Origin of the sequence: Halobacteriovorax sp. XZX-3 (assembly GCF_043196495.1) — a bacterium.
Classification (GTDB): Bacteria; Bdellovibrionota; Bacteriovoracia; order Bacteriovoracales; family Bacteriovoracaceae; genus Halobacteriovorax_A.
The window spans coordinates 697220-713330 of record NZ_JBEBMO010000001.1; the positions used below are offsets into that span (position 1 = coordinate 697220).

21 protein-coding genes are annotated in these 16111 nt (G+C 36.2%); 7 read left to right on the forward strand and 14 right to left on the reverse strand.

Annotated elements, in window-relative coordinates; genetic code table 11:
• Positions 1 to 14 precede the first annotated feature (14 nt).
• Positions 15 to 293 (forward strand): barstar family protein, encoded by a 279-nt coding sequence (locus tag ABMA70_RS03195; protein WP_103217527.1) that lies wholly within the window; start codon positions 15 to 17, stop codon positions 291 to 293.
• Here ABMA70_RS03195 and ABMA70_RS03200 read toward each other — a convergent pair.
• The 3 genes from ABMA70_RS03200 to ABMA70_RS03210 form a co-directional block, all read right to left on the reverse strand.
• Positions 283 to 1383, reverse strand: a complete 1101-nt coding sequence (locus ABMA70_RS03200) for an esterase/lipase family protein (RefSeq protein WP_392991592.1) — start codon at positions 1381 to 1383, stop codon at positions 283 to 285. The genes ABMA70_RS03195 and ABMA70_RS03200 overlap by 11 nt on opposite strands.
• 1 nt (position 1384) lies before the next feature.
• Positions 1385 to 2500, reverse strand: a complete 1116-nt coding sequence (locus ABMA70_RS03205) for a hypothetical protein (protein WP_392991591.1) — start codon at positions 2498 to 2500, stop codon at positions 1385 to 1387.
• Between the two features lie 165 nt (positions 2501 to 2665).
• Positions 2666 to 2806 (reverse strand): hypothetical protein, encoded by a 141-nt coding sequence (locus ABMA70_RS03210; RefSeq protein ID WP_158246840.1) that lies wholly within the window; start codon positions 2804 to 2806, stop codon positions 2666 to 2668.
• 161 nt (positions 2807 to 2967) lie between these two features.
• Here ABMA70_RS03210 and fliL point away from each other — a divergent pair, with 161 nt between their 5' ends.
• Complete coding sequence (gene fliL / locus ABMA70_RS03215; protein WP_103217530.1) at positions 2968 to 3438, forward strand: flagellar basal body-associated protein FliL; 471 nt, start codon at positions 2968 to 2970, stop codon at positions 3436 to 3438.
• Between the two features lie 164 nt (positions 3439 to 3602).
• Positions 3603 to 3881 carry a hypothetical protein gene (locus tag ABMA70_RS03220; protein ID WP_103217531.1) on the forward strand — a complete coding sequence of 93 codons (279 nt, stop codon included), beginning with the start codon at positions 3603 to 3605 and terminating at the stop codon, positions 3879 to 3881.
• Positions 3882 to 3961: 80 nt separating this feature from the next.
• Here ABMA70_RS03220 and ABMA70_RS03225 read toward each other — a convergent pair whose 3' ends face one another.
• Positions 3962 to 4384 carry a hypothetical protein gene (locus tag ABMA70_RS03225; RefSeq protein WP_103217532.1) on the reverse strand — a complete coding sequence of 141 codons (423 nt, stop codon included), beginning with the start codon at positions 4382 to 4384 and terminating at the stop codon, positions 3962 to 3964.
• Between the two features lie 157 nt (positions 4385 to 4541).
• Between ABMA70_RS03225 and ABMA70_RS03230 the strand changes: the two genes are divergently transcribed.
• Positions 4542 to 5444, forward strand: coding sequence for a LysR family transcriptional regulator (locus tag ABMA70_RS03230; protein ID WP_103217533.1), 903 nt, complete (start codon positions 4542 to 4544; stop codon positions 5442 to 5444).
• 53 nt (positions 5445 to 5497) lie between these two features.
• Here the strand turns inward: ABMA70_RS03230 and ABMA70_RS03235 are convergent, their stop codons facing one another.
• The 6 genes from ABMA70_RS03235 to ABMA70_RS03260 all read right to left on the reverse strand — a co-directional run bounded on the left by ABMA70_RS03235 (position 5498) and on the right by ABMA70_RS03260 (position 10326).
• On the reverse strand, positions 5498 to 5674 hold the full coding sequence (locus ABMA70_RS03235; RefSeq protein WP_158246841.1) for a hypothetical protein: 177 nt from the start codon (positions 5672 to 5674) through the stop codon (positions 5498 to 5500).
• Between the two features lie 110 nt (positions 5675 to 5784).
• Positions 5785 to 6528 carry a rhomboid family intramembrane serine protease gene (locus ABMA70_RS03240; RefSeq protein WP_103217534.1) on the reverse strand — a complete coding sequence of 248 codons (744 nt, stop codon included), beginning with the start codon at positions 6526 to 6528 and terminating at the stop codon, positions 5785 to 5787.
• 9 nt (positions 6529 to 6537) lie between these two features.
• The gene (mce, locus tag ABMA70_RS03245) at positions 6538 to 6948 is read right to left on the reverse strand and encodes a methylmalonyl-CoA epimerase (protein WP_103217535.1); all 411 of its coding nucleotides are present in this window, start codon (positions 6946 to 6948) and stop codon (positions 6538 to 6540) included.
• A gap of 87 nt (positions 6949 to 7035) precedes the next feature.
• Complete coding sequence (locus ABMA70_RS03250) at positions 7036 to 8916, reverse strand: hypothetical protein (protein WP_392991586.1); 1881 nt, start codon at positions 8914 to 8916, stop codon at positions 7036 to 7038.
• 189 nt (positions 8917 to 9105) lie between these two features.
• Positions 9106 to 9774, reverse strand: a complete 669-nt coding sequence (locus ABMA70_RS03255; protein WP_103217537.1) for a hypothetical protein — start codon at positions 9772 to 9774, stop codon at positions 9106 to 9108.
• Positions 9775 to 9792: 18 nt separating this feature from the next.
• Positions 9793 to 10326 carry an asparaginase domain-containing protein gene (locus ABMA70_RS03260; RefSeq protein ID WP_392991584.1) on the reverse strand — a complete coding sequence of 178 codons (534 nt, stop codon included), beginning with the start codon at positions 10324 to 10326 and terminating at the stop codon, positions 9793 to 9795.
• Between the two features lie 167 nt (positions 10327 to 10493).
• On the opposite strand from ABMA70_RS03260, the gene htpG reads away from it, so the two are divergent.
• The 3 genes from htpG to ABMA70_RS03275 all read left to right on the forward strand — a co-directional run bounded on the left by htpG (position 10494) and on the right by ABMA70_RS03275 (position 13376).
• Positions 10494 to 12389, forward strand: a complete 1896-nt coding sequence (gene htpG / locus ABMA70_RS03265; RefSeq protein ID WP_103217539.1) for a molecular chaperone HtpG — start codon at positions 10494 to 10496, stop codon at positions 12387 to 12389.
• 152 nt (positions 12390 to 12541) lie between these two features.
• Positions 12542 to 12970, forward strand: a complete 429-nt coding sequence (locus tag ABMA70_RS03270) for a hypothetical protein (protein ID WP_392991582.1) — start codon at positions 12542 to 12544, stop codon at positions 12968 to 12970.
• Between the two features lie 13 nt (positions 12971 to 12983).
• Positions 12984 to 13376: a hypothetical protein gene (locus ABMA70_RS03275; RefSeq protein ID WP_392991580.1), complete on the forward strand. Its 393-nt coding sequence runs from the start codon at positions 12984 to 12986 to the stop codon at positions 13374 to 13376.
• Positions 13377 to 13446: 70 nt separating this feature from the next.
• On the opposite strand, the gene ABMA70_RS03280 is transcribed toward ABMA70_RS03275, so the two are convergent.
• From ABMA70_RS03280 to ABMA70_RS03295, 4 genes are all read right to left on the reverse strand, one after another.
• Positions 13447 to 13950 carry a TraR/DksA family transcriptional regulator gene (locus ABMA70_RS03280; RefSeq protein ID WP_103217542.1) on the reverse strand — a complete coding sequence of 168 codons (504 nt, stop codon included), beginning with the start codon at positions 13948 to 13950 and terminating at the stop codon, positions 13447 to 13449.
• Between the two features lie 245 nt (positions 13951 to 14195).
• Positions 14196 to 14624, reverse strand: coding sequence for a FliG C-terminal domain-containing protein (locus ABMA70_RS03285; protein ID WP_392991578.1), 429 nt, complete (start codon positions 14622 to 14624; stop codon positions 14196 to 14198).
• On the reverse strand, positions 14608 to 15594 hold the full coding sequence (gene rfaD, locus ABMA70_RS03290; RefSeq protein ID WP_103217544.1) for an ADP-glyceromanno-heptose 6-epimerase: 987 nt from the start codon (positions 15592 to 15594) through the stop codon (positions 14608 to 14610). The genes ABMA70_RS03285 and rfaD overlap by 17 nt, the downstream gene beginning before the upstream one ends.
• Positions 15591 to 16103: a DUF4149 domain-containing protein gene (locus tag ABMA70_RS03295; RefSeq protein WP_392991576.1), complete on the reverse strand. Its 513-nt coding sequence runs from the start codon at positions 16101 to 16103 to the stop codon at positions 15591 to 15593. The genes rfaD and ABMA70_RS03295 overlap by 4 nt, the downstream gene beginning before the upstream one ends.
• Between the last annotated feature and the right edge of the window lie 8 nt (positions 16104 to 16111).

Below are 16111 nucleotides of genomic sequence, written 5' to 3' on the forward strand. Positions count from 1 at the left end.
GCAATGAGAAATAAATGCGCAGAGAAATTGAATTAAATTCCAACGGACTTGATACACTTGATGACTACTTAGTTGAGTGCGGCCGCTTATTTGATTTCCCAAGTTTCTATACGAATAATATCGACGAACTCTACGAATTTATCCAAACTTATACTGATAAAAACTTAAGTTTATATTGGTCAAATACAAAAGATGCGCAAAATAAATTAGGCCAAGATTTCTATCGTTTAAAAGAAGTTTTTGACTTGATTAGTTCACAATATAGCGAATTTCGATTTTATGTTAATGAGTAAGATAACTCGTTTGTCCTGAATTAACTTCTATCACTGAAGTCCTATTTCCATGTGAAACAATAAGCTCAGCGCTTGTATCACCATCTATTAAATACCCTTTATAAAAGTATAGGTCATCTCTAATATGGATAAAGCTCAAACGTAAACCACGCTGAATATTATTTGAATGAACCCAAAAAGGGCCTTTTTCTTTAGTTCTTAAATAAACTGCAAACGTATTAATATCTTTTGCATAATTAATTTTTACTTTCTGATTACCTAGAAATTCTTTTTCAAAAATCGCCAAACTTGAGTTTTCACAACGAGCAGGTGAAATAAGACAGTACTTTGATACAAGGGTTGTAGCAGGTGTTCCAAAAAGGCGAAATCTTAAATGAACACCGTCGATATTATAATGAGTCGAAACCTCTTGTTCATTTTTTATATTTGGATTTGAACTAAAAGGGGCCACGGCAAAATCCCCTTCAATATCAAATATACTCGGTGCCAGCGTCGCTGAAATCGTGACAAAGTTTTTATCAGAAATAATATCCTTAAAATGAGAACTCTTGAAGAACTCCAATGTTTCAACAACTTTCTTAGAGCCAATTTTCATATTTTTTAATTCTTTCTTACCAAGAATTGGCAACACAAATGTCCCTAAGGAATAGCCTAGGTTTGCTATAATCGCTCCATAATAAGGTGTCGCCATTGTCATGATATTCTTTACTCGATGACGAATCGGATCTTGGGCCTCATCCATACTCTTAAGCCAAAACATCGTAATAAGGCCACCTTGGGAGTGGGCAACGATTGTAATTTTTGAATTACTATGTTCAAAATTCTTATGCATGTAGGAATCAAAACTTTGGATAAAGTCTTCAAGATTTAATTTATTATTTCCTGTGTCGTATTCAAAAAAATGAGAGTTGATACACTCATTGGGCTGATATTTTTTTAAGTACTCGGCCCAATGGCCAAAAGCACCCTTATTGCTTGCTATCCCATGGATAAAGACCACATCGTGACTTTTATGAGAGTCACTAGTGCTACAAGTAGCACTAGCATTAATTGAAAATAGAAATAAAAAAGATAATACTAAAAATCTCAATTTACTCCATACCTTCTGGGTAGATCTGAATTGCATGATTTAGAGTCGTTTGTACCCAAGCATATTCTCTTGCAATAAGTGGTGCATTTAAGAAATCTTCTTCACCTTCTTTCACAAGATCATAGTCATATTTTGGCATATTTTCATTTGGATAAATTGAATCACGAACGTAGAATACACCTTTTGAAGCGCATCCAACTTCCTCGTAACGTTTTTGAACAGCATCACCTTTTTCCATCACTTTTTCAGCATTGGCCAAGTACTTAGCACGCCAAGAATCAGATTTTGTTTTCTCGGCCTTATCTAACCAGTAGTCACGCTTCTCTTCCATAAAAGGTTTAAAAGATGAAACAAATGGACATCCCTTTGTATCAGCATTGTCATTGTAGCCAAAAATATAATTAGCGTGCCAGAAACCCTTATGGTTATAAATGACAAGAACTGGAGCATTTCTTTTATGAAGAGCTTTTTTAATTCTTTCAACAATATCTGCTGGAGCTTTTGCAACAGACCACTGGTCTTTATCAGCATCAACATGAAGGACTTCTCTTTTAAACTTTGGAAGCTTGTACTCAACAGCATTTTTCCCAATAGTATCTGTTAAATCAATCCAATTAAATTGTGTCCCATAAGATCCATCTTCATCATTTGCATCTGTTACAACACGCTTGCCATCAACTTTCTTAAAGTTACCTTTTGTAAAACGGTAATCCTTATTTGAGAACATCACAGAACTTTTATTAATTCTTCTGATATTATCCGTTCTCCAGTTATCAATTTCGTCTTGATTAGTTTTATTAGTCTTTAAAGACATATAGTAACGTTCAGCAAAATCAACTTTATTATCACCTTCAAGATTATTTAGGCGGTTGTACCACCACTCAACAACACCAGTATGTGACATATATAGACATGAGCCAGCATCCTCTTGTGAAGGTGCAGCAACAACATATTTCATTAATTCGTTAAAACCACCAGCAGTCACTTCATCTCCAATGAAAGAATTAGGATTAATTGTACCTACATAATCCTTTGGAAGTGATTGATAAGTTGAGATTTCGGCCTGAGCTGACAATGTAGAAATGGCCGCAGCAATTGCGAGTAAAGTTTTAAACATATTCCCTCTTTTAAATTTAACTTTTTTCATGTGTGAAGAGTGAAATGCTAGCAAACTTGAATCATAATCACAAAAATTAAGACAAAATGAAGCGATGCGCATGCATTAGCTGCGCATCAAGTATTGAATATTTTGTTTTAATATTTTTTATTCGCTTGCTTGCTTCTATGAAAGATAAATGACAACGGATGCACCAATAGCAGTGACCGCTATAAGAATCCAAGTGTTCATAGCAGAGCTTCTCTTCACTTCTTTACGATTCGTTACATACTTCTTATTGCGTTTATTCTTATTAGACTTACCCATTACATCCTCCATAAATAATCACAGGCAAAGTATTTTATACAAATTTTATAGCGTTAGCATAGACCGAGTGCTCCACTCGGAGAACAACACTTTAAAAAAGTATTTTCTACCTAGCGACAAAGCGAGTTAAATCACCAAAATAACTATGATATTATAGTTCTATGACGGGAAGAAAATTACTTGATCAACTTATTATTGCATTCTTGCTACTGACAACGATGGCCACAGTTGGCGTCTTCGTTTACACCAATGTTATCTACAAAAAAGAACTACCAAATAGTGCTACAGAAATGCAGGCGCTTAAAGATGACTTCAAACAAATCAATTTCCCAACAACTTATGTTCTAGATAAGATTACAGTCAACCTAGACTCGGCAACTCGCCGTCTTAGATTTCTTGATGTACAAATCAACCTTGTCCTCTTCACTCAAGACGACTCTCAAATACTCGATACGATCAAACCACAAATTTATGACATCATTATTGATGTCGCAGCATCAATTGAACCTGATGAGCTAAACTCTCTTTCAGGGAAATTAATCTTTGAAGGACGAATCAAAAAACGTATCAATCAATTAGCAAAAAAGAGCGTCGTTAAAGAAGTATTTTATTCAAAATTCGTTGTTCAATAACCACGAATTATATTTCTATGCTATAGTGTAAAAATCATGAATCTATAATCACTTAGAAATCCATTTCTTTATTTCAATCTATTAACCGAGGTGATTATCGTGAACACTTCTCACATTTAAAATTCATTTTTTTCATTCACAAAATTTTAAATTGAGAGGTCTCCATGCGATCTTATCTACTACTATTCTACCTAGGATTAGGACTTCCTGCATTTGAAGTACGATTTCTAGCGAGAAGAAAAAGTATCGAAAATGTTTCAACAGAATATGACTTAGCTGAACGTAAGCAAAAACTTAAAAAGAAAACACGACTTTATAAGAAAGGTAAACGTCGAAATAAACAACACTACCGTCAAAAGCATTTTGCGCTTAAAGGCAGCCATTCGAAGGATGCACGTTATAGTAATGGAAATAAATTAAGAAGAATGTTTATTAATATGTAGCTCTAAAATGTTATAAGGCCCGCGAGGGAAGCGGGCCTTAAGACAACAACACATGGGAATTTAAAAAAGGAATTTTTAAATTACTCGCAACGGCCTTCATTTACATAAATGGCCTTTGCACGATATAGTTCACACGAATTTGGAAAGCTAATAAACGCATCACCGTCGATACCGCTAATGGCACCACAAACAGGAGCAAAGATTTCAGGGCATACGTTAAGCTGTCTAGGCTCATCTACCCAATTCTTACAGTTAAGAACTGCTTCAAGCTTGTATTTACCTAGTCCAGCTTGCTTAAGAGCAAATTGTCCATCTTCACAGCTTTGAGCTTCAAAGTACTCATTTACTAATTCGATTTCTTCATTTTGCTCAGTGATAATAACTTTGAAGATTCTTCCTCTAAATGATTGAGAATCAATAAGATCACCATTAAGAATAATTTCTTTTGCACTTACATTCATTGCTAATACTGCAAGAAAAATAATTGAAACTAATTTACTCATAATCCTACTCCCTAAACCTTCTAAAAAAATTCAAAGTCTTATCTTGTGAAAGGAGTTATAGAACAAAGAATAAATTAGTAGAAATTATATATAATAATCATTATCCATAATTATATGTTATACTTGATCCTATAGAACCACCTAAGGTACTGAAATTATGAACATAGACTATATTTCTATTCCTACACTGCGTGTTTTCATCGAAGTTTATGAGACAATGAATATGTCTCAAACAGCAAAAAATCTTGCGATGACCCAACCTGGGGTGTCTCAGCACATCAAATCCCTTGAGGGACTACTGCAAATCTCCCTTTTTGATCGTATCAATAAGAAGGTCTTACCAACGGAGCAGGCCCACAGGCTCTATACGGAGTGTCGCCAAATTCTTGAGAATCTTGAAAGCGCCCTCGCAGACGTTTCGGCCAAAAAGAATGTTTTAAAAGGTACTTTACATATTGGGATGCCAATTGAGTTTGGTAATAATAGACTTATTCCAATCATTGCTGAATGGCTTAAATTGCATCCTGAAGTCTCCTTGCAAATTAACTATGATCACGCCGCTAGACAAAGCCAGCTTCTTTTAAATGGTGGCCTAGACTTTGCGATCACAGACAGTTTCAACTTTCCAAAACAAATTGCGACACGAAACCTATCAAGTGAAAGACTTATTCTTTGCTGCTCAAAAGAGTATGCGAGCTCTCACGGCCTAAGCGAGAATACGAAATTTAAAAAGGCAGATGAATTAGACTTTATTGCTTACCTAGAAGGCTCACCTGTTATCACAAGCTGGTTTAAATACCACCTTAACAAGAACTTTAACAAACATCCAAAAGCGCAATTAATGGACGTTCAAGGTGTTCTGCGCCTAACTCTTGCGGGAGTAGGAATTTCCGTTCTTCCCCTACACGTTATTGAACGCTCAGATAATAAATCAAAGCTCATGCTCTTTAAGGGAACAAAAGATCACATGATTAACGAGCTAAACCTTGCCTTTTTAAATGCTAGAAAATTAGGGCCAGTGGCCTCAAGTTTGTTTGAATTCTTAACGGAGAATATTTAGGAATAAAAAAGGCCGCTAAAAAGCGGCCTTGATATAAAAAATTTTGGTTTGAATTATTGATTCATTCCTGGAGCTGTAGACTCGTCAGTAGTCGTAACGTTTGACTCTTCGTCTTTTAATCCATTTAGGTATTCTTCAACCTGAGCCTTAGTTACTTTACCCTCAGCGATAAGCTTATCTCTTAATCTTAGGTCTAAAATTTTCTCTTGTAACGCTCTTGAAAGTCTCATTGAATTTCCTTATTTAAAAAATTAACGATTGATATATTTATAATAATGTAGCTTTATATCATGTGTTATTTGCTTTGGAAACCCCTAAAAATATCAGGGACTTAAAAAGCTTATTGCCAAAACCTTGGTTCATCTGGATTTGGACGCTCCTCATCATCAACTAATCTTAGGTGACTTTTCTTTTTCTTGCTTGTCGATTTCCCACCTTGCTTAGTTGCAATACGAGAGCCTTGAGAGCGTACGTAATGACCTAGGGCCCTAAAACCTAAAACAAATACAGCACCGAAAATCATAGAAGCAATATTTGCAAAGGCCTGTGCACCACCTGGAGTGAAAAAGCCTTGGTACACATTCATCCCCGCAAGGATTAAACAGAAGTACTTGGCCTTTACCGGAATGATCATAAAGAATTGAAAAATACGATCAGGGTAAATACAGGCGTAACTCACACACATTGCTGATGATAAGAATGCCATTCCATGAAATGGATAATTTATCGTTGCACCACCCATAAAGAGTGCAAAAATAGTGTATGCAAAAGCGTTAACAAGAGCAGCAATCACAAGATACTGTAGGTACCTCTTTGCTCCCCAACGCATCTCAAGATCACTTCCAAGAAACCAAAATAGAAGCCCTGTAAAGACAACATTAAAAAGACCTGTATTCACAAAAGGATATGTAAATAACTTATAAATGAGACCGGCCTTTAGCGCTGAAACGTTGAGCCCTAAAGTATTAACTAATGAGATATTAAGAAATTGTGCAAAGACTGCGCTTATAAGAAAGGATGCGACAATGATCCCGATGAGATACTTGTTTACCTTTGTTAATGGCGGCAGATAAATATTTTGCATTCTTTCTCCTTACATTTTTTGAGCAATCTCGATGAGAACTCCACCAGTTGATTTTGGATGAATAAAGTTCACTAAACAATTATTCGCTCCAGGGCGTGGCGCTTCATAGAGAAGATTATAACCTAAGTCCCTAAGCTCTTGTGACTTTTTTGCAACATCAGGAACGCGGTAACACATATGGTGAATCCCTGGACCTTTTTTCTCAAGATACTTGGCAATTGGGCCTTGACCATCAATCGGCTCAAGTAATTCAATATGAGCATTTTCATCAATATGAGCAAAAGAAGTCGTCACTTGCTGATCTTCAACCACTTCTCGGTGGTTAAATTCTAAACCTAAGTCACGATAAATTTTTTCGGCATTATCTAGATTCTCAACTGCGATCGCAATGTGATCTAGGAAACAATCTTTATTAAACATGATTTCTCCACTTTTCTTACTTAGTAATTTTCAAGCATTATAGAAAAGTCCGAAGGCTTGAGCAACCTTACAAGTTACTATTAATAACTAAAGATCGCTCAAATTAAATGGTGGTGAATCCAGAACATCCTCACCTGAACAGTCTGCAGGAGTCGTTGGAGTAGCTGGCTCTTGAGGTGTAATTGGTGGCTTACAAAGACCCTTTACACAATCACCAAAAGTTGGAACTGAATAACATCTCTTCTCACAAGAAAGAGCATTATTCGGGTCGTTGACACGAATGAGGTAACACTGTCTAACGTATTCGATACGACAGAACTCTTTCGAGACACAACTTTGATTTGGAACCTTTGAACAAAGAACTTGTTCAAAGTCATTATTAATATGATCACGACATGTATTAGTCGTTCCATCACAACAAAGTGACGCACAATCAAAATCTGAATTACAACTATTTCCAGTAGGAAGATTTCCAGTTGAATCAAAATCATCACTACACTGCCCTACAATTGAGCGAGAAAAACAACGATTATTAAAACAACACTCTCCTGAACCACATTCACGATTTGCACTACATGACTTTAGAGAATTAAAATCATAACCATCTTTAGCACCAAGGCCTGTCTTTAGTAATTGAAGCTTAATCTCTTTTGTTTCAGCAATTTGAACTTCAAAACCATCTTCCATTGTAAACAGCTCAATTGTCCCTGTTACGTTACAACTTGAAACCGTCTCACCTGTTGATGCGTTATAATTCTTAGCTCTAATATTACAACCATCCATATAGTACGTATCACCAGCAGCATTTAGAGTTTGAACAGAACGGTTAGAAAATGGAGATTGAGAACCTAAGTATTGAATCCCAGTTGTTTGATAATTAATCTTTCCTGCACGTGGGAAGAGGTATGCCTGAGTTCCTGAAGCAATATTCGTAAAATCTGCAGCACCAGAAAGAGGTGCTTTAAAAATTGCACTTGGAGTCGTTCCCGACTGATAAACAGCTGCACCTTTAATTTCCCATTCATCTTCGTTATGAATACGATATGGGCCACGGTAATCATAAGCTCCCCCACCTAAAGCAAGAGCAGTGCCTACGGCCGCAGGATGATTCACACCAAAAAGGCTTTGAAACATCGCTGAGTCTTTCTTATCAGGAAGACACTTATATAAATTAGTCTCTAAAGATTCATTTGCAAGAAGATTACCTTCAATATCAATTTGCTCAAATACAGGTGTATTTGTTTTAGAAACTGTTTCAGCATTTACGATTTCATCGTACCAAAGAGTTTGATCCTTAATTTTTGCATATGAGTAAAGGCACACATCCCCTGCTTGATTACAGTAAGGATGACTAATAGAAGATGTAAAAGTTGGATCGTCTTCTAAACGTAGACCACGACAGTAAAGACCTGCATTAGTTGCATCACCTTCAACATCTTCGGCCGTATCATTATCATAATCATTGTAGTCAAATAGATCATAAAGAAGTCTGATGTCATTAAACTTCTTATCTGCTAAATCAAATGTAATAACATTAATAGTTGAAAACTCAGTAATCCCTGAACCAGGAACTTGACCAACAACACCATCTAAAACAATTGGTGTTCTCTCTCGTCCAAAATAGAAGCGTCCTTTCACAACACGATTCTTAAGGGATGAAATATTTAAACCAGTAAGGTGGAGCTTCCCTCTAAAATCTTTAGGAATTGAAACTTTCTTTTTAAAAGATCCAGTATTTGGGTCAATGATTTGAGTAATTTCAACGGCAGTTGTATTAGGAATACTTGTGATAGTCTCATTATCTCCATCTGTTGCATTATTTCCACCAGATGATCCACCACTTCCGTTATCTCCACTTCCAACTTCTTCAGATGGATTCTCTACAATGTCACGCACAGAACGTGGCTGCTCCATACAAGAAACAAAAAGTGAAAGTGTGAATAGGTAGACTAAGACATTCTTCATCATTAATTTGGCCTTAAGTTAATAATCTTCACTCTACTTATCGAAATCAGAGAAAATTAAGTTAACCCTAAGTAAATATTAACCTCGAACTTGAAAAATCTGCCGATAAAGCGCTAAGGAGCTGAATTTACGAATAAACTCGTAAATCAGCTGCCTTAAATATGTGCAATTTGGAATTAGATAATGAAGAATCTAGGCTTTTCTAAACAAGGAAACAAGAACCCCTGTTAGCACGTCTTGAATCAGAGTTAATAACAGACAAATTATATAAATTAATTCAATCGCTATCCCCGTCCCTGGCGCGTAATTAGTAACGACTTGAGCAATCCCTGCAATGATAAATGAAATCACCAGAAACCCTAAATAAGTGCCGCCAAGAGTTGAAACTTTCTTTTTTGTGATAGCAAAATTCGATTCACCTTCTTTATCAAAAAGAATCGATGTCATGGCAACAAAACTATAGAAATAGGCTACATAAAAAAATGGGATCACAAAAAAAGCGACTCCAAGAATCATTAGTAGCGAAGTAAGAAAGCCGTAGAACATATACGTAGGAATATCCCACAGAACTTTTGAAACTCGATAAGGTAATTTTTCGAAAGCAAAGAAGAAGAAATTAAGAATAAAAACCGACTGAATAATTGTACCAAAAACATTTACCGCGGCCACCGTAATTACCGTCATGTCATCTTGAGCATTAAAATATGCTAGGCCATAGGCCTTTAATGCGAATGATAAAAAGAATAGTGGTAAATAATGAGGAAGATTCCCCTTCATTGCGCTTACTGCTTCATACATTGAATCAATAAAAGAAAGGTCCTTACTATCTTCGTTAGTGACTTCTTCATGATGCATATCCATTTGCATCCTCCCTATAAGTTAGTCTTGAATATATTCAAACGTACGCTTTGCATGATTCTTTCTCACACCAGGAACTTTAAAAAGTTGCCCGTGGAAAGAAATATACACACCTGCTTCTACTATTTTAGCAGCATATAGACTTTCTGTAACATTTTGAAAGGCATCACTATCAACAAAGCCCATAGGCTTCATCGCTCCAGTGAAAATGATTGGAACTTGCAAGTCTTTTGCGCCGTCAAGAGCGTCATAAACAAACTGTGCAGACTTTGCCATGGTATCAGTTCCATGCAACACGATTAGAGGAATATTTTTCTCCAACTGCGCCTTTATTGTCTTAAGCAAAACCTGACGATCATAATCAGTGAAATACAGCGAGTCTTTATTGATAATATTCATTATGTGAAGCTTCGTATAAGGAAGCCTTAGACGGTCAATGATAGTCTGGCGAATAAAAGAATCTCGATTCTTTAATGAACCATCGCTCTCGCTATAGGACTTCTCTATTGTTCCACCTGTTGAAATTAATTGAATATCTTGAACATGGTTTTCCATGTACTTCCCTCGCTATAAAAATGAATTCCTATCTTATACCTAATTTTTTCAATGATTTTAAGAATTTAAGTAATTTTTTTACTCTTAACCCTTGACGCTCATCATTTTGCTCCCATCTTTGGGTCGTAAGAACAATTATCTACTTGATTATATATGAAGGAGTATCAATGACTAATCGCACAGGACAAATCTCTGTTGCAACAAGCGACATTTTTCCAATTATTAAGAAATGGCTTTATTCAGAACACGATATCTTCATCCGCGAGCTGATTGCCAACGCAAGTGATGCCATCACAAAGCGCGCCACACTTGCACGTCAAACGGGAGATGAGCTTCCTACTGGAAGAATTTCTGTAAAAGTAAATAAAGACGCTAAAACAATCACGGTTACTGATAACGGGATTGGAATGAGCGAAGAAGAAGTTGAAAAATACATTGCTCAACTGGCTTTTTCTGGAGCTGAAGAGTTCGTAAAAAAAATGGAAGAAGTTGGCGGCGAATCAGATAATGATATTATCGGTAAATTCGGACTTGGTTTCTATTCAGCATTTATGGTTGCAAAAAAAGTTGAAGTTGACTCTCTTTCAATGACTAAAGGCTCAACAGCAACAAAATGGTCTTGCGAAGGTGATACAGAATACACTTTCTCTGACTCTGATAAAAAAGAAGTTGGTACAACGATTACACTTCACATTGCTGAAGACTCTGAAGAGTTTCTAAACAAGTGGAAACTAAATGAGACTCTATCTAACCACTGTGATTTTATGCCATATGAAATTGCATTATTAGATGAAGCAAATAAAGAAGATACTGAAACAATTGTAAATGACACAAAACCTATCTGGAAGCGTGACCCTAAGGAATTAACTGATGAGGACTACAAAGGTCTCTATCGTAAATTATTTCCAATGGACGGAGAGCCCCTATTTTGGATTCACCTAAATGTTGATCACCCATTTACATTAAACGGGATTTTATTCTTCCCAAAATACAACCCAATGAAGCCAGTTGGTGATAAGAATATTCGTCTATACTGTCGCCAAGTATTCGTTTCTGATAACGTAAAAAATATTATTCCAGAGTTCTTAGGACTTCTTAAAGGTGCTATTGACTCTCATGACATCCCACTTAACGTATCAAGATCATCTCTACAAGGTGATCCAAATATTAGAAAGATTTCAAATTATATTGTTAAGAAAGTTGCAGAGGCCCTAAAACTTCTTAATAAGAAAGATAGAGCAAAGTATGAAAGCATCTGGAATGATATTGGGCTATTCGTAAAATATGGTTGTGTATCAGATGAGAAATTTGATGATTTAATGCGTGAGCGAGTACTATTTAAAACTAATGAAGGACAATTTGTTACACTAAACGAATACCTTGAATCAGTACCTGCAGACTACGCAGAGAAGATGGCCGGAAAAATTCTCTACTTTGAAAAAGATGCGGCCAACCAATCTCTTCTCGCTCAACTTAAAGAAGCTGGAATTAAGGCCTTAGAGACAGATAATCATATCGATCCACACTTCATCCAACACTCGGAAATGAAGAAATTCAAAAAGGGTGAAGAAGAAGTTGAAATCAAATTTGTAAGTGTTGATTCTGAAATAGAAAACCTACTTGCAAGTGAAGCAACTTCTGAAAACGACATTAAAGTCAAAGAGATGTTTGCGAAATTCCTTGGTATTAAACTAGAAGAAAAAGAAGGTGAAGCACCGGCAAGTAAGGGACTTGAGATTGGCCGCATGGCAAATGCTCAAACTCCTGCATATTTTAAAGTTGATGAGTCGATGAAACGCTTTGCTCAAATGACTCAGTCAATGGGTGGCGATCACCAATTCCCTATTAAGAAAACACTTGTCGTTAATACGACAAATCCACTAGTTCAAAGTGCATTCAAGATCCACACAAGTGGTAAGAATGAAGACCTAGCAAAGAAACTTTGTCAGCATGTTGAAGACCTAGCGGGTATCTCAAGTGAAGGACTAAAACCAGAAGAGCGCGATCTATTCGTAAAGCGTTCTCAAGATCTTATTAGCGAATTATCAAATCACATAAACTAAAAGTACACGCCACCTTTTCGAGATATTAAGAAGTTAAGAGCTTAATATTTAGAAAAGGTGGCCTTTCGCTCTATATAATTTTCAAAACTTGCCCTATCCAGACTCTTTTCGTTTATAGTCGGCCAGACAAAATAATAAAAGAGGATGACGAAATGAAGAGATTACTTCTTACAACGATCACTTTTGCAACAATTGTAAATAGTGCTCAAGCAATGCCAAGTCTAATGAATGAAGATATGCCATCAACATCTGTTGCGACAGCTTTCACAGTGGCGCCAATCGGACTAGCAATTCAAGCAGTAGGTTCAGTAACTCATGCTACATTTTTAGCATCACTTGCGGTTTTTAATCCGTCAGAAGCAGTACAAATGACTAAAGAATCTTTAGGAATTTATAACAGAGAAGAAATCGAGCGTGCTATTGAAAGAAATGACCTTGATATCATCGACTCTTTGAGAGAGATGGTAAGAGAGGACCTAAAAGCTGGTGGACAAATTGAAAGCCTTGATCAACTTTCAGATAGAGATGTTGATCAACTTATTAATGTAGCACTATATATACCAAACGAAACTGAAGAATAATTTGAGGAAAGCAATGAAGAAACTAACTTTATCAATTCTAATGGCATTAACAATCTCTAATCCGGCCAATGCCCTGGAAACAACAAGAGATTTTCTAGACACAAGCTCAATGGTAACAACTGGTTGGGTTTATGCAGCAGGTTTATATACTGAAATGACTGCGACATTAGGTTTTCAAACTTCTTTTGCAGTAAGTGTATCTTCGCTACAGGTTACAGCAAGAGCGATTAATAATCTTAATCGTGAAGAAGTTGAAAGAGCAATTGAAAGAGATGATCAAGATACTCTTGATTCAATTAGAGATCTAATTAGATATGAACTAGAAGAAGCTGGTGAAATCTCTTCTGGAGATGAACTAAGTAATGAAGAAGCAGACATTCTTCTTTATGTTGTTTTAACAAAATAAAATTTCAAATAAAAAAAGGCCAGTTCAAAACTGGCCTTTTTTCTATCTATCCTCTGCTTTAAGTTATCTTTTAAAATGCTGCATTCTTCTCATCAAAGCTTCTTGCAAAAGTTTCAATTGAAACAACATTTGTACTTTCATCCATACCGTCTGCATGTTTAAATGCAACGTTCTTATTATGTGCACTCATTGCATTTCCGTTTGTATGTGATCTCTTTTCATATGTACGAGAATTTTCTTCTCTTTCAAGCTCTTCTTTACAAGAGATACAACAAGTAGCGATTGGTCTAGCATGTAGTCTTTTGATAGAGATTTCTTCTCCACACTCTTCACACTCTCCAAAAGTACCGCTTGCAATTTTTTCTAGAGCACGATTAACTTTGTTAAGTAGAAATTTATCTCTTCCCATAAGCTTTAGCTTTAGTTGAGCATCTCTCTCATTAGAAGTTTGGTCGATAATGTCACCGCTAGTCTCGTTAGTTAATACTTGCTCGACACTTCCTGTAGTACTGACCAGCTGATTTTTAAGATTAATGAATAAGTTTTTGAAGTGTTCTTTTTGTTCAATGTTCATAGTATCTCCATTCAATCTAAAAATAAGTAGTCCATTACGTCTTACCTAAAGTTTTCTTCCTGATAACTTTAGAGAGATTCCTTTCTCTGCTTATTATAAAGCAATGAGCGTGCCAATTTTGAAGGCCTTAATTCGGATAAATTTTATGGAATTCGTGGTGTAAAAATGAATTTTGGGGCCAGACTGACTTTTTAAGGCCAGTATTGGCACCGTCAGAACGCACCAGTCCTCAATTTTAGTTGAGTTTAAACGAGTTTATCGTCTCGAGAGATAATCAAGCGTTCATCATCGATCATCTTTGAATAGATTAACATGACTTCCTGGTGTGCTTCTAGGGCCTGAGACTTTGGAACTTTTTTCTGGATAAAGAAAAGAATATCTTCTCGAATGCTTTTAGGAAGTTTTGCAAGAATCCCCTGTCGGTCTTCTTCCCTTTCTAGCTTTAAGGCATTTCCTAAGCTTTCAACTTTTACTTCTCTTAAGAACTCGCTCATCATCTGTGGTGTGATAAATTGCAGATCTTTTAAACGATACATACTCGCACGTAATTTATCTGCTAATTCAAAGTCCATCTTTGTGATATTAGAAATAAGAGTTTCCTTCTCTTCTTTATTCATTAAAGAGATGGCCTCAAGAATTGCTTCAAAGCCCGACTCTTTAGAACCTTTCGACATATGGATTATCCTTCATTAAATGATTCTTTACATAGTCGGCTACACCATCATCTACGATACGAAATTCGAAGTTTGGAAGTATTCTTCTAAACTTATCCATATCTGCTTGAGTGTAGTATTGATATTGATTACGAAGATGCATAGGCATATCGATAAATTCAACGTTTGGCTCACGTCCCATTGCAATGAACGTTTGATTCACGAGATTAAGAAAGCTATCGGCTCGACCTGTTCCAATATTATAAATACCAGAGTGCTTCGCCATCTCCTTCTCAGATAGCTCAATCATGGCATTAACAACATCTTTAACATAAACAAAGTCACGAAGCTGCTTACCATCCTCATACCCTTCTTTGTGCGACTTAAAGAGCTTAACCTTTCCAACTTCATTTATCTGTTCGTATGCTTTATGGACAAGAGAGCGCATCTCTTCCTTATGATACTCATTAGGGCCATAGACATTAAAAAATTTAAGGCCAAACCAATGTTTTGGACGATCAGTTTGATTTAGAACCCACTCATCAAATAATTGCTTAGAGTAACCATAAGGATTTAGAGGGCGAAGCTTTCCAAGCTCCTCCTCTTTGTCTTCATAACCAAGCTCACCGTCACCATAAGTGGCCGCAGAAGATGCATAGATATATGGAATATTTAAATCACATGCCAGGTCAAAATAGAACTTTGAATGACCAACATTATTAGTCATCAGATAATCCATATCCATCTCAGTTGTGGATGAGCAAGCACCCATGTGATAGATACAAGAAATCTGCTTATGAACTTCTTCTAATTGAATGTCGATAAACTCATCAGCATGAAAATATTCAGCATATTTAACGCCTTTTAAATTCTTCCACTTCTGATCATGATCAAAGCGGTCGACAATAATGATATCATCACGTCCGAGCTCGTTAAGCTTTGCAACAAGAACACTTCCAATAAATCCAGCGCCTCCTGTAACTAAGATCACGCCTCACCTTCTTTGCTCTCTAAACGCATTAGACTCGTTAGTGAAATTCCGCACATTGTAAGAAGAGCTAGAAGTTTATAACTATCAAGTCGTACATAGAGTTTATGATAACCTCTAAGCTTCTCTTCAAACACCTGATACTCTTCATCAGTGTGAGTGTAATTTGATTTTGCAATCTGAGAGTCGCGAATACCTGGTGATAGTTTAGTTGTATAAACGATGGCCAAGACAAGTGTTGTTAGGGCAATAAACTTCATCACCATTGAAGCCTTCCCTTTTTTCTTATAAAGAAAAGCTGCGATGATCAAAAGAATAGCAAAAATCATTTCAATAATATTGAACGATGTGAAGATAATTCCACCAAGAGTTCCTGCTTCTTTTAGAGAGCTAACATTTCTAAAAATACTTGGAGCTGCAATGAAGTCGATAAAGACGGTTGCAAAAAACCATGAAAGGCAGACGCCAAAAATTAAACTTAATAATACGTGTTTCTTTAGTAGTGATTTCATAAAGAAAT

Excerpts from the sequence above, each read along its gene's own strand:
- ABMA70_RS03195 (WP_103217527.1), top strand. The coding sequence starts at position 15 with ATGCGCAGAGAAATTGAATTAAATTCCAACGGACTTGATACACTTGAT.
- ABMA70_RS03205 (WP_392991591.1), bottom strand. The coding sequence starts at position 2,500 with ATGTTTAAAACTTTACTCGCAATTGCTGCGGCCATTTCTACATTGTCA.
- ABMA70_RS03210 (WP_158246840.1), bottom strand. The coding sequence starts at position 2,806 with ATGGGTAAGTCTAATAAGAATAAACGCAATAAGAAGTATGTAACGAAT.
- fliL (WP_103217530.1), top strand. The coding sequence starts at position 2,968 with ATGACGGGAAGAAAATTACTTGATCAACTTATTATTGCATTCTTGCTA.
- ABMA70_RS03220 (WP_103217531.1), top strand. The coding sequence starts at position 3,603 with ATGCGATCTTATCTACTACTATTCTACCTAGGATTAGGACTTCCTGCA.
- ABMA70_RS03225 (WP_103217532.1), bottom strand. The coding sequence starts at position 4,384 with ATGAGTAAATTAGTTTCAATTATTTTTCTTGCAGTATTAGCAATGAAT.
- ABMA70_RS03230 (WP_103217533.1), top strand. The coding sequence starts at position 4,542 with ATGAACATAGACTATATTTCTATTCCTACACTGCGTGTTTTCATCGAA.
- ABMA70_RS03235 (WP_158246841.1), bottom strand. The coding sequence starts at position 5,674 with ATGAGACTTTCAAGAGCGTTACAAGAGAAAATTTTAGACCTAAGATTA.
- ABMA70_RS03240 (WP_103217534.1), bottom strand. The coding sequence starts at position 6,528 with ATGCAAAATATTTATCTGCCGCCATTAACAAAGGTAAACAAGTATCTC.
- mce (WP_103217535.1), bottom strand. The coding sequence starts at position 6,948 with ATGTTTAATAAAGATTGTTTCCTAGATCACATTGCGATCGCAGTTGAG.
- ABMA70_RS03250 (WP_392991586.1), bottom strand. The coding sequence starts at position 8,916 with ATGATGAAGAATGTCTTAGTCTACCTATTCACACTTTCACTTTTTGTT.
- ABMA70_RS03255 (WP_103217537.1), bottom strand. The coding sequence starts at position 9,774 with ATGGATATGCATCATGAAGAAGTCACTAACGAAGATAGTAAGGACCTT.
- ABMA70_RS03260 (WP_392991584.1), bottom strand. The coding sequence starts at position 10,326 with ATGGAAAACCATGTTCAAGATATTCAATTAATTTCAACAGGTGGAACA.
- htpG (WP_103217539.1), top strand. The coding sequence starts at position 10,494 with ATGACTAATCGCACAGGACAAATCTCTGTTGCAACAAGCGACATTTTT.
- ABMA70_RS03270 (WP_392991582.1), top strand. The coding sequence starts at position 12,542 with ATGAAGAGATTACTTCTTACAACGATCACTTTTGCAACAATTGTAAAT.
- ABMA70_RS03275 (WP_392991580.1), top strand. The coding sequence starts at position 12,984 with ATGAAGAAACTAACTTTATCAATTCTAATGGCATTAACAATCTCTAAT.
- ABMA70_RS03280 (WP_103217542.1), bottom strand. The coding sequence starts at position 13,950 with ATGAACATTGAACAAAAAGAACACTTCAAAAACTTATTCATTAATCTT.
- ABMA70_RS03285 (WP_392991578.1), bottom strand. The coding sequence starts at position 14,624 with ATGTCGAAAGGTTCTAAAGAGTCGGGCTTTGAAGCAATTCTTGAGGCC.
- ABMA70_RS03295 (WP_392991576.1), bottom strand. The coding sequence starts at position 16,103 with ATGAAATCACTACTAAAGAAACACGTATTATTAAGTTTAATTTTTGGC.